Origin of the sequence: Streptomyces sp. NPDC002680 (assembly GCF_042889145.1) — a bacterium.
Lineage (GTDB): Bacteria > Actinomycetota > Actinomycetes > Streptomycetales > Streptomycetaceae > Streptomyces > Streptomyces adonidis.
This window is the reverse complement of the sequence record NZ_JBIAQP010000003.1, coordinates 80858-92941: the sequence shown is the minus strand read 5'-3', so window position 1 is coordinate 92941 and position 12084 is coordinate 80858. Positions and strand designations below refer to the sequence as shown.

Genomic DNA, 12084 nt, shown 5'->3' with positions numbered 1-12084 from the left:
ATGCCCGGCCACGTTCGGCCATGTTCGGTGAAACCAGGGCGCAAGGAGCAGCGTCTTGATGTACAAGACCGGGAGAACGTACGCGAGTTACGCCATCTCGGCCCTGTCTGGATGTATCAGAGAGGACGGTTCGAAATGGTGCGTCGGAAACGTTCCCTGTCCCGCGCTGCCGCTCTGGGTACGGCCGCTGCGGCGCTGGCCCTGCTCACGAGCTGCACGCAGAGCGGCAGCACGGCGAACAGCAGCCCACCGAACCCAGCACAGACACCTTCTCCGTCGGCAGCGGCATCCGCTCCGGCGTCCGCTCCGACGGACACGTCTGCGGGTGCGCCGGCGGGTACCTCGCCGGGCACATCGGCCGGGCACACCACCGCCGGTTCCCCGCCCAAGCCCGACGGCTGCCGCTCACTGCTGGTGCCGCCCACCGTCAAGACGGATGTCACGGCGGCCTACGGCAAACAGGCCCAACCGCCGCTCACCCACATCGCCCCGGTCAAGGGCACGTTCTACTACGGCAGTTGCGACGGAACCCTCTACGCCGGAACCCGCTTCCAGCTCACTCCCGGCGCCACGAAGGCGGAGCAGGTCGCCCTCCAGGACGACGGAGCCGCGATGAAGTACTTCACCGACACCCCCAACACCGGCTGGAGCTACGTGGCCAGCGACGGATTCCCCGCCGACCCCCAGGGCTGCGCCGCCATCACCCAGATTCCGGCGAGCCTGGCAGCCCTGTGGAACGACTGCCGGTCCACGCCGGGACAACAGTGACGCTGCAGCCTGGTCCCAGCCGAGTGCTCCGCGTTCTCGAACAGCTCCAGACCGAATGCGCTGTCCCAGGCTGCGGACCGCACCCGGGCACTCGGGCACCCGGCCTTGGCCGCCGATTCCTACGCGGGCATGACGCCATGGATGCGGGCGAGACTGAAGACGCGTTCCGCTTCGCGCAGGTGGCACCAGGCGTCGAGGTAGGGCGGGTCGAGTTCCAGGTCGCTGAGGGTGCGTACGGTCCGGTTGCCCGAGGTGGCGATGTACTCGACCGTGATGGCCGCACCGGTGTCGATGGCATGGGCGACCTGGCGGACGTCGCTGTAGGACAGGTGCTTCGCGTACCCGGCGACGATCTCCTCGGTGTCCGTCGCGAAAGGCACCCCGCTGCCGAACGGGTCGGGTGCCGGTGACGACGGCGGTGAGGTCGGCGCCGATCCGGGCCGTCGTGGTCGCGGGGGGAAGCAGCCGCCGGGCCGTGATGTCGAGCTCTTCGTCCGCTTCGTCGGCGTGGGCCGCCAGGTGGGCACCGAGTGGGGACAGCGCACCGCGTGCCAGCACGCCCAGCAGTTCGCCTTCGCGGATCACGGTGCTGAACGGTGGGGTGTCCTGGGTCGAGGCGTCGTCGGCAAGCGGACGGTGCCAGGCCACGAGCGGCCCCAGCTCCGAAGCGACCTGCACACCCTGCCCTGCCGGGAGCCCCGCCGCTGCGGAGAGCAGCCCGTGGCGGGCCTGCAGACAGCCGCCGCAGTCAGGCGCACCGGCGAGCGCGGGAAGCGCCTTGTTGTCCTCGTCGCGCGCCCGGGTGGGGGTGAGCGGCAGGTCCCGCCATGCCCGGAGCAGTACGGCGAGTTGTTCCGCGGGCTGCTGCTCGGCCCAGGCGTCGTACGCCTCGGTGGGAGGTACGCGATCGCCGTCGCGGGCCAGCAGTCCGGCGGCGTACGCGGTCTCCAGGGCGATGCGTACGACGGCGTCGTCCGCCTGGGCGGCCTTGCCGAGCCGGGCCAGTTCACGCGCGCCGATCCCGCCCGACTTCAGCCGGGTCGGTGGAGCGGTCGCGCACGCCGAAAGGACGGAGGCGGCATGGGCCGCGAACGCGGTGGCGGCCACCGCGGCCTCCCGCTCCACCTCCGAGGAGGTGACGGACACCAACTGTGCGACGGGCGGCAGGGGTTCGAACGGAGCGTGCCAATCGGGGCCCCTCAGAGCCAGGGCCACATCGGGCGCCTGGCTGGAGGTCGTCGTCAGGAGCCCCGAACACGACGAACAGTGACTGACACGGCGTGGACCTGGCGCTCCGCTCAAGCAACTTCCGTGTGGCCGCCGGTGCTTGGGCCACCAGCGAGGCGACCCGTTCCACGTCACGGTGATGCTCGACCAGAGCCGCGAGTCGCTGCTGCTTGGTGCTGGGAGGCTTGATACCGAGGACCGCCAGCATGCCGCGCAGTTCCTCCGAGGTGGTGTCGGCCAGCAGCTCTTCCAGCGGGGCGTCAAGTCCCAGAGGCGTGCTCCACGCCTGCCGCAAGGCCGCAGGCATCCGGAGTGCCTCGTCGCCGTCGTGCCACACGAGTGCCCGATCCGACAGCGCCTCCAGAGTCGCGTCCAGCGCGTGTACCGCCCCAGGGGATGCCAAGCCGAGCAACTCCGCGAGGCTGTCCCGGGTCGCTCGTGCCCCCAGGGCCGCCAGCGCCTCGGCAGCCTGCAAGCACGGCAGCGTGAGGTGCGGCAGGACGAGCGCCACGGACCCCGGACGTTGGAGACGGTCCGCCAGTTCCGTCGAGTTCGCTCAGCCAAGTCGCAAGAGTCGATCGGGACTTCATGAGGTTGCACCTTGAGAGACATGGGGGCGTCACAGGGCGGGCCGAAGCTGCTCGGCTCCAGAGTCGAGGATGGCGCAGTTCCGTGATCCGTGCGGATGCAGAAAATCTGGCCACCACTCGCCGACATGTTCCTACGCTTTCCGGGCGGACGGTGTGTGTGTTCGCCCATCAGGCTGGTCTTCTCGCAACCCCTTTGGGGGACATGGGGCGTGTGATACCCCTGAGCCGGTGAAGTGGGTCAATGCGCAGGCGGGCCAATGTCGTTGACGTCTCAATTGCATGGCGGGGAACTGGGCAAGTGGTGTGCCAGACGGTTCACTGGTTCGGCGGAGGCTGTCGGCCGGTTGGTCGGCGCCACACGCGGCCGCAGGCCCGTTTTCCCGAGCGGACAGGTCGACGGGCGGCACTGGGCCTCGATCGGCGGTGCCTTCGGCGCCCGCCTGGCCGCGCTCGTGCAGCCCGCACCGCCGTACTACGCACTGCACGGCTTGGTGGCGGCCAAACTGGCCGGCCGTGCATGGGCCGACGAGCAGGCCGCGCTCTACCCGACCCACGCCGGCCTCGGCGAGCGGGAACGCTCCAGAGCACTCGACCTGCGCCCGACCGCGTCGGGGTGGCTCGACCTTCTCCCCCTGGCCCGTTCCGTACCGTCACAGCGCAGCTCCGATGCGGAACGCGCCGACTTCGTCCACAGCATCATGGACGCCCCTCGCACGGAGCTCGGCAGCATCGTCAACAGCATCTTGCGGCCGAGCCACCGCTCCGACCGCTACATGCCGGCGGAGCCTGTGCTGGCAGACCTGTTCGCCCGTAGCCGTGCCTACTTCGCGCAGCACGCACCTCCGGGGCGTCTCGGTACCCGCGGTGCCGAGGCCGGGCTCGCCCGTGTCTGCTGGCTGCTGGACATGTTCGAGGACGTCTACCGCTCCGGCACCATCCACGACTCGATGCACCAGGTCTTCCGGCCAAGCGTCCCAACCGTCGAGACCATGCGCGCGGCCGCGAGCGAAGCGGTCGTGGACGAGCTGACGCGGCTGGCGCGGCAGACAGAGATCCACGGCGCCCTGGCCGAGATGCGTCGGCTGGCGGGCGATCCCCCCGAGGGTCAGCCGCTGGGCATCGCCGGGCCCGTTTTCGTCAATCACTGGGCCGATGGCGACCTGCTGATACCCGGCCCGACCGGCTCCACGCTGATCGACGTCAAGACGGTGGTGAAGACCGACAAAGAGGATCGCTCTGCGCGCTGGCTGTGGCAGCTGGTCGGCTACGCCTGGCTGGACGTCGCCGATCGCTACCGGATCCGCGACGTCGGGCTGTACCTCGCTCGGCACGGTGTACTCGTCACCTGGAGCCTGGACTCCCTGACCGGCACGCTGCTGCGCGGCGGCGACCAGGACAAGGCACGCGCCGAGTTCCGTGCCCTGGCCGAGCGGGTGCTGGTCAAGGAAGGAGCACGGCTGCCCGGCACGAACGCGGACCTGCTGCGGTAGGCGGATACGACCTGGCGGTTGGCCATGGGGTCCGGTTGCCGGCGGTAGGGCCTGGTGGCCTGCGGCCCAGGGTCTTTGCCGGAGTCCGGGCCTCAAACGCACTGACTCACTGTGTGGGGAAAACTCGGCTCTGACACCGCTGTCGTATTGACCAGTGCGTTATTCACAGTAAGTGATGATTTTTTCAGTAATATAGATTTTCTGTAGATTAAGGTCATGAAGAGGCGGCTGAACATACTCGGCGCCGTCGACGACGGCTTGCCGCTGACCGAGGCCCTGCGTCTCGCTCTGGAGCACGCCGTGGCCGAGCTCGGCGGGGTGGGCGGCATGATTCATGTGCGCCGGGTCGGCGGGCTGCGCGGCCTACGCCTGGTGGCGAGCAGTAACCTGCCGCCGGCGCTGACCGCCCCCTGGGAACGCCTCGCGGACGACGGAGACTGGCCCCCGGCCCACGCCACGCGGGAAGAGGCCCGTGCGTGGCTGCTCGCACTCCCGCTCGACGGACCCGGCCTCGGGACCGTCGGCAGCACGGGTTTGGCAGGCGGTGCCGCCGCCGTCCCCGTGCCCGGCCCGGACGGCGCGCTGGGCGCGCTCACTGTCCTGACCGCCACCACCCGCGAGCCCGACCCCGAGCAGTGGGCCTTTCTCGAGGCTGTCGCCGCCTGGGCCGCCTCGCGGCTGAGTCGCCCACTGACGCCCGCGCCTCCGGCACCGCAGGATCAGCCGGTCGCCGGGCGAGGTCTGCGACAGGCGCTCAAGGCCGTACGCGTCGGCTCCTGGGAGTGGCGTATGGGCACCGGAGAACTGGTCCTGGACGAGGCTGCGATGACCGTGCTCGGCATCGATCCGGAGACGTACGACCGGCGGACGGAAACCTGGCTGGGCCTCGTCCACCCGGATGACGTTCCCTTGGTGACGACAGGGGTCGACAAGGCGGTGCGCGACCGGAGCCTGTACTCCACCGAGTACCGGGTGAACCGCCCGGACGGCACGACCGGCTGGGTGCAGGTGCGCGGCCAGGTGAAAGTGGACGACGCGGACCAGCCGGTCGGTATGGTCGGTACGGTCTGGGACACCACGGAGTCCCGAAGTGCTCACGACGCGATCAGCCGCGCCCTGCGTCACCTGAGCGACGGCTTTCTCGCACTGGACCAGCAGTGGCGGATCACTTTCGTCAACGCGGAGGCGGAGCGGGTCCTCGGCTGCGGCCAGGAGCTGATCGGCCGCACGGCGTGGGAACTCTCCGACGCCCTCCAGCTCCCCGGTCTCCGGGCGCTCTGCGAGGAGACGGCCGCCCGGTCCACGCCCACCGGCCTCGATGTCCTGGCCGGGGGAACCGGGCGCTGGTACCACATGCGGCTGGTCCCTCTCCCCGACGGCCTGGCCTTCTACTTCACCGACGTCCACGACAAGCGGATGCGGGACGCCGAGCGCGAGGAGGCCGCGCGCGCCGAGGTCGAGCGGGCCGCCCGTATCGCGGAGCTGACGGCTGCGCTCGCCAGCGCGACCGGCTCGGCGGGCGTGGTGGACGCCGTGGCCCGGCACGTACTGCCGCCGTTCGGTGCGGCAGGACTGGTCATACAGGCCATCGAGAACGACCGGACGCATGTCGTCGGCAGCCTCGGCTATCCCCGGGAATTCCTCGACCTGCTCGACAACCGCCCCCTCTCGGAGCACAGCGCGGTGATGGACGCCCTGCGCATCCGCACCCCGCAGTTCATCTCCTCTCCGGAGGAGTACGTCGCGCGCTACCCCCCGTTGGCCGACCAGCCTGAGGCGGGAGGCAAGAAGGCCTGGGCGTTCCTGCCGCTGATCGCTTCGGATCACCCGATCGGGGTGTGCGTGATCTCCTTCGACCGGCCGCGCCGCCTCACCGGCGAGGAGCGCACGCTCCTGGTCGCGATCAGCGGCTTCGTCGCCCAGGCGCTGGAACGTGCCCGGCTCTTCGACGCCGAGCACACCCGGGCCCAGGAACTCCAGCGTGGCCTGCTGCCACAGGCGCTGCCGTCGCTGCCCGCCTGCACCGCCGCCGCCCGCTATCTGCCGGCCGGTCAGGGCATGGACGTGGGTGGCGACTGGTACGACATCATCCCGCTCTCCGGCGAGCGGGTCGCTCTCGTCATCGGCGACGTGATGGGCCACGGCCTGCCGGAGGCAGCCACCATGGGGCGGCTGCGCACCGCCGTACACACCCTCGCCGAGCTGGACCTGCCCCCGGACGAGATCCTCGCCCACCTCAACGACGTCGTCTCCGGCCTCGGCGACGACTCGTACGCCACCTGCCTGTACGCGGTCTACGACCCCACCACCGGCATCTGCGCCTTCGCCCGCGCAGGGCACCCGCCGCCCGCCGTCGTCCTCCCCGACGGCACCGTCGACTTCCCCGATGTGGCTCCGGATCCCCCACTGGGCGCCGCCGACCCGCCCTTCGAGAATGTCGAACTCACGCTCCCGGACAACAGCCTCCTCGTCCTCTACACCGACGGGCTCATCGAGTCCGCCAGCCGCGACATCGACGTCGGCATGGCCCGTCTCGCCCGGCTGCTCGCCGAGGACCACGACAGCGATCTCGACGTCCTCTGCGACACGCTGACCGCCGGCCTTCTCCCGGCCCAGCAACAGTCCGCGGACGACGCGGCCCTGCTGGCCGTCCGCGTACACAGGCTTCCCTCCGAGGCGATCGCCGCCTGGCCGCTGCCCATGCTGCCCCAGGCCGCGGGCGAGGCGCGCAAGCTCGTCCGTGAGCAACTCTCGCAATGGCGCCTGGACGACCTGGCAATGACCACGGAACTGCTGGTCAGCGAATTGGTGGGCAACGTCGTGCGCTACGCCAAGGGCCCGGTGCTGCTCCGCCTGCTACGCAGCCGCACCTTGGTCTGCGAGGTTTCGGACGGCAGCCTCACCACCCCCCGGATCCGCCGGGCGTCCGAGACGGACGAGGGCGGCCGGGGCCTGCAGCTGGTCGCGGCCCTGTCGCAGCGGTGGGGCGCGCGGTACACCGCGACGGGCAAGTGCATTTGGACGGAACAGGCACTGACCGGCCCCGAGTCGCCGGACGTCCCGCTGTCCGTCCTGGAAGCGGCATGAAAGCCGTTCACCTGAGACCCCCGCCGAGAGCCGCCGGTTCGTCAAGCAAGCGGCGGTCGGTCAACTGAGACGGACAACGACGAAGGGCCCCACCGCGAACGGTGGGGCCCTTCGGCATCGTGCCCGGTGAGGCACTGGCGGAGGATACGAGATTCGAACTCGTGAGGGGTTGCCCCCAACACGCTTTCCAAGCGTGCGCCCTAGGCCACTAGGCGAATCCTCCGCCGGGAACATTACATGACCTGAGGGGGTGGTTGCGAACTCGTTCGGGCCCCCTGCGATCAGGTACGCTGGGCCTCAGCCCCTCACGCGGCGCTATCTGACTGAACTCCCCCAGGGCCGGAAGGCAGCAAGGGTAGGTTGGCTCTGGCGGGTGCGTGGGGGGTCTTCTGTTTGGCCGGGGTCGGGACGACCGAGGCCGCCGCCGCAGGTGCCGCCGTGAGTGTGCGGCTGTGGGCGTGCAGGAAGCCCCGTTCGTCGATGAACACCGCGTAGAAGAAGACGAGCGTCCCACCCAGGCCGATCACCGACGGAGGATGGCCGGTCGTCGGCGCCAGTACCGCCGTCATCGCGAGCCACAGGAACACGTTGGGCGTGTTCTAGGTGATGAACATGCCCCGGCCAAGACCCAGAGGCTCACCGGCGGGGTGAGCGGGAAGGTCACCCCGGCTGCCAGGAGAACCAGAGCCAGGCCGCCCAGCCAGTTCCAGTTGGTGCCCAGGGCACCCGCGCGAATGGGGCCGCGACCAGGACCACCGCGTAAGTCAGGAGTGCCGGGCCCAGTGCCGTCAGCGTGTGAGCGGTGTGCGTTCCGGGCAGGGCCAGGGGTACTGCCCTCAAAGGGGGATATTTGGGGACTCCTTGCCGTCAAAAGGCGCAGTGAAGGACGCAGTGGCGAAGGGCGAGTGAGTGGTGGGATGCCCAGCTAGGCGCGGGGTGAGGCGGGCGGGCGGGGTCGACTGTCAGTGGGGGCCGATATCGTCGTATGCGTGTCGTCCCTTGCGCTGTACCGCCGCTATCGCCCGGAGTCGTTCGCCGAGGTCATCGGGCAGGAGCATGTAACCGACCCGCTGCAGCAGGCGCTGCGGAACAACCGGGTCAATCACGCGTACCTGTTCAGCGGGCCGCGCGGCTGCGGCAAGACGACCAGCGCGCGCATCCTGGCGCGCTGCCTCAACTGTGAGAAGGGGCCGACGCCGACGCCCTGCGGCGAGTGTCAGTCCTGCCAGGACCTCGCGCGCAACGGCCCCGGGTCGATCGACGTCATCGAGATCGACGCCGCGTCGCACGGTGGTGTGGACGACGCCCGTGACCTGCGCGAAAAGGCCTTCTTCGGACCGGCGAGCAGCCGCTACAAGATCTACATCATCGACGAGGCCCACATGGTCACGTCGGCCGGTTTCAACGCGCTGCTCAAGGTCGTCGAGGAGCCGCCAGAGCACCTCAAGTTCATCTTCGCGACCACGGAACCCGAGAAGGTCATCGGGACGATCCGCTCCCGGACCCACCACTACCCCTTCCGGCTGGTCCCGCCGGGCACGCTCCGCGACTACCTCGGCGAGGTCTGCGGCCAGGAGAACATCCCGGTCGCCGACGGCGTACTCCCCCTGGTCGTCCGCTCCGGCGCGGGGTCCGTACGAGACTCCATGTCCGTCATGGACCAGCTGCTGGCCGGCGCCGGTGCCGAGGGCGTGACCTACGCCATGGCCACCTCCCTGCTCGGCTACACGGACGGCTCGCTGCTCGACTCCGTGGTCGAGGCGTTCGCCTCCGGGGACGGCGCGGCGGCCTTCGAGGTCGTCGACCGCATCATCGAGGGCGGCAACGACCCGCGCCGCTTCGTCGCCGACCTGCTCGAACGACTGCGCGACCTGGTGATCCTCGCCGCCGTGCCCGACGCGGCGGAGAAGGGGCTCATCGACGCCCCCGTGGACGTGGTCGAGCGTATGCAGGCCCAGGCCGGTGTCTTCGGCGCCGCCGAACTCAGCCGCGCCGCCGACCTCGTCAACGACGGGCTCACGGAGATGCGCGGCGCGACCTCGCCCCGGCTCCAGCTGGAACTGATCTGCGCGCGCGTGCTGCTGCCGGCCGCGTACGGCGACGAACGCTCGGTCATGGCCCGCCTCGACAAGCTGGAACGCGGGGTCAACTTCTCCGGCGGCCCGGCCGCGGGCCCGGGCGGGGCCGGCATCCCCATGGGGTACGTGCCGGGACCGGGCGCGCACGGCGTGCCCGCCGCGTACGAGGGTGCGGTGCCTGGCGGTAGCGGGGGTAGCGGGGGTGGCGGCGGTGCTGTGGGTGCGCCGGTCATGCCTGCCGCATCGGGTGCCCCGGGTGCATCTGGCGTGCCGGGTGGTGGTGTGTCCGGTACGGCGGACACGGTCGGTGCGCCTGTTCCGCCACCCCAGTCTCAGCCTCAGCCCCAGGCCGCGGCTCCGACTGCACCGGCCCCTGCTCCCGCCGCCCCCGGTGCCTGGCCCACCGCGACGAGCGCGGGCAGTGGGCGGCGGCCCGGTGGCTGGCCCACAGCCACCCCTGCGGGCACCGGACAGCCCCCGGCACCCGCCGCAGCCGCGCCCGCACCGGCCTACGCCCAGCCCCCTCAGTCCCAGGCTCAGGCGCCCGCCGCGCCGGCCGGCGCCCCCGTGCCCGGCGGCCTCGACCCCCGCATGCTCTGGCCGAACATCTTGGAGTCGGTGAAGAACCGCCGCCGGTTCACCTGGATCCTGCTCAGCCAGAACGCCCAGGTCAGCGGCTTCGACGGCACCACACTCCAGCTCGGCTTCATGAACGCGGGCGCGCGGGACAACTTCTCCAGCAGCGGCAGCGAGGAAGTGCTGAAGCAGGCGCTGTTGGAACAGTTCAACGTGCAGTGGCGGATCGAGGCGGTTGTCGACCCGACGGGCGGCGGTGGTGGTGGTCAGGCGGCTCCGGCGACCGGTGGTTACGGCGGAGGGGGTGCGCCCGGCGGTTACGGCGGCGGAGGCGGCGGTGGTTACGGCGGCGCCGCGTCGACGCCCGCCCCCCAGCAGCAGCCCGCGCCCCCGTCTCCGGCGCCCCCGCAGGCCCAGGCACCCCGTCCCCAGGCCTCCGCGCCGGCACCGGCACCGCGGCCCTCGGCTCCGGAACCTCCGCCGATCGCCCCGGAGGACGATGTCCCCGAGGACGACGACCCCGACCTCGACGAGTCCGCGCTTTCCGGGCACGAGATGATCGTGCGGGAGTTGGGGGCGACGGTGCTGGAGGAGTTCTCGAACGAGTAGGCGGGTGGGTGCGGTGGGTCGGGTTTCCCTCGCCCCCGCCGCCCCTACCCGTCCCATCCCTGGGGGCTGCGCCCCCAGACCCCCCTTGTCCTCAAACGCCGGACGGGCTGACTACCCAGCCTGTCCGGCGTTTGAGGACGAGGCCGTTCAGGCCGAAGCGGGGGTCTGGGGGCGGCAGCTCCCAGCGGGGCCCGCACCAAGCGCCGGGAACCATTCCACCCCGGACCACTAAACTGACCCGCGTGAACGTCCTCCTCATCGGTAATGGCGCCCGCGAACACGCCCTGTGCCGCTCCCTGTCCCTCGACCCCGACGTCACCGCGCTCTACTGCGCCCCCGGCAACGCCGGCATCGCCGAGGTCGCCGAGCTGCGTCAGGTCGACCCCCTCGACGGCACGGCCGTGGCCGCGCTGGCCGTGGAGCTGGGCGCCGACCTGGTCGTCGTAGGACCGGAGGCGCCGCTCGTCGCCGGGGTCGCCGACGCCGTACGAGGCGCGGGCATCCCGGTCTTCGGCCCCTCCGGGGAGGCCGCGCAGCTGGAGGGCTCCAAGGCCTTCGCGAAGGACGTCATGGCGGGCGCGGGCGTACCGACCGCCCGTTCGTACGTCTGTACGACGCCCGACGAGGTGGATGAAGCCCTCGACGCCTTCGGTGCCCCGTACGTCGTGAAGGACGACGGGCTCGCGGCCGGCAAGGGTGTCGTCGTCACCGACGACCTGGCAGCCGCCGCCGCCCACGCGAACTCCTGCGACCGTGTCGTCATCGAGGAGTTCCTCGACGGCCCCGAGGTCTCCCTCTTCGCGATCACCGACGGCGAGACGGTCCTCCCGCTCCAGCCCGCCCAGGACTTCAAGCGCGCGCTGGACGACGACGAGGGCCCGAACACGGGCGGCATGGGTGCCTACTCGCCGCTCCCCTGGGCCGACCCGAAGCTGGTCGAGGAAGTCCTCCAGACGGTCCTGCAGCCGACGGTCGACGAACTGCGCCGCCGCGGCACCCCCTTCTCCGGCCTCCTCTACGCCGGCCTCGCGATCACCTCGCGCGGCGTCCGCGTGATCGAGTTCAACGCCCGCTTCGGCGACCCGGAGACCCAGGTGGTCCTGGCCCGTCTGAAGACCCCGCTGGCGGGCATCCTCCTCGCCGCGGCCAACGGCACCCTCGCCGACCTTGAGCCCCTGCGCTGGAGCGACGACGCGGCGGTCACCGTGGTCATCGCCTCGCACAACTACCCCGGCACCCCGCGCACCGGCGACCCGATCACCGGCCTCGCCGACGTGGCAGCCGAGGACGCCCCGCACGCGTACGTCCTCCACGCGGGCACGAAGCGCGACGGCGACGCGGTCGTGAGCGCGGGCGGCCGGGTGCTCTCCGTGACGGCGACCGGCAAGAACCTGAGCCAGGCCCGCGACCGCGCGTACACGGCCCTCGGCCGCATCCACCTGGACGGCTCCCAGCACCGCACGGACATCGCGGCGAAGGCGGCGGCGGGGGAGTAAACCGCGATCCCCCCGTACACGCCGATGAACCTCTCGGGCCCCGAATCCGTCTAAGGATGCGGGGCCCGAGAGTCGTTCAAGGGGCTCCCAGCTGCCACTTCGCTGCCACTCCGTCGTCGCCGCGCGTCACCCACCTTTCCCCAAAGCCATTCCATCGAGTGAC

The 12084-nt window shown here is 71.0% G+C and carries 7 protein-coding genes, 1 tRNA gene and 1 other RNA gene; 7 read left to right on the top strand and 2 right to left on the bottom strand.

Going from position 1 to position 12084, the window contains the following annotated elements; genetic code table 11:
- Positions 1–135: 135 nt before the first annotated feature.
- Positions 136–768 (top strand): hypothetical protein, encoded by a 633-nt coding sequence (locus ACFYXF_RS10060; RefSeq protein ID WP_389349083.1) that lies wholly within the window; start codon positions 136–138, stop codon positions 766–768.
- A 119-nt stretch (positions 769–887) separates the two neighbouring features.
- Here the strand turns inward: ACFYXF_RS10060 and ACFYXF_RS10055 are convergent, their stop codons facing one another.
- Positions 888–1148, bottom strand: coding sequence for a WYL domain-containing protein (locus ACFYXF_RS10055; protein WP_389349082.1), 261 nt, complete (start codon positions 1146–1148; stop codon positions 888–890).
- Between the two features lie 512 nt (positions 1149–1660).
- Between ACFYXF_RS10055 and ACFYXF_RS10050 the strand changes: the two genes are divergently transcribed.
- The 3 genes from ACFYXF_RS10050 to ACFYXF_RS10040 all read left to right on the top strand — a co-directional run bounded on the left by ACFYXF_RS10050 (position 1661) and on the right by ACFYXF_RS10040 (position 7162).
- On the top strand, positions 1661–2038 hold the full coding sequence (locus ACFYXF_RS10050) for a hypothetical protein (RefSeq protein WP_389349081.1): 378 nt from the start codon (positions 1661–1663) through the stop codon (positions 2036–2038).
- A gap of 891 nt (positions 2039–2929) precedes the next feature.
- On the top strand, positions 2930–4075 hold the full coding sequence (locus ACFYXF_RS10045; RefSeq protein WP_389349080.1) for a hypothetical protein: 1146 nt from the start codon (positions 2930–2932) through the stop codon (positions 4073–4075).
- A 216-nt stretch (positions 4076–4291) separates the two neighbouring features.
- Positions 4292–7162, top strand: coding sequence for a SpoIIE family protein phosphatase (locus tag ACFYXF_RS10040; RefSeq protein ID WP_389349079.1), 2871 nt, complete (start codon positions 4292–4294; stop codon positions 7160–7162).
- Positions 7163–7297: 135 nt separating this feature from the next.
- On the opposite strand, the gene ACFYXF_RS10035 is transcribed toward ACFYXF_RS10040, so the two are convergent.
- A tRNA-Ser gene (locus tag ACFYXF_RS10035) sits at positions 7298–7385 on the bottom strand.
- A gap of 73 nt (positions 7386–7458) precedes the next feature.
- Between ACFYXF_RS10035 and ffs the strand changes: the two genes are divergently transcribed.
- The 3 genes from ffs to purD all read left to right on the top strand — a co-directional run bounded on the left by ffs (position 7459) and on the right by purD (position 11921).
- Positions 7459–7555, top strand: an RNA gene (ffs, locus tag ACFYXF_RS10030) — signal recognition particle sRNA small type.
- Between the two features lie 596 nt (positions 7556–8151).
- The gene (locus ACFYXF_RS10025; protein ID WP_389349078.1) at positions 8152–10425 is read left to right on the top strand and encodes a DNA polymerase III subunit gamma and tau; all 2274 of its coding nucleotides are present in this window, start codon (positions 8152–8154) and stop codon (positions 10423–10425) included.
- A gap of 242 nt (positions 10426–10667) precedes the next feature.
- A complete protein-coding gene (purD, locus tag ACFYXF_RS10020; RefSeq protein WP_389349077.1) occupies positions 10668–11921 on the top strand; it encodes a phosphoribosylamine--glycine ligase in 1254 nt (417 codons plus the stop codon).
- Positions 11922–12084 lie beyond the last annotated feature (163 nt).

Excerpts from the sequence above, each read along its gene's own strand:
- ACFYXF_RS10060 (WP_389349083.1), top strand. The coding sequence starts at position 136 with ATGGTGCGTCGGAAACGTTCCCTGTCCCGCGCTGCCGCTCTGGGTACG.
- ACFYXF_RS10040 (WP_389349079.1), top strand. The coding sequence starts at position 4,292 with ATGAAGAGGCGGCTGAACATACTCGGCGCCGTCGACGACGGCTTGCCG.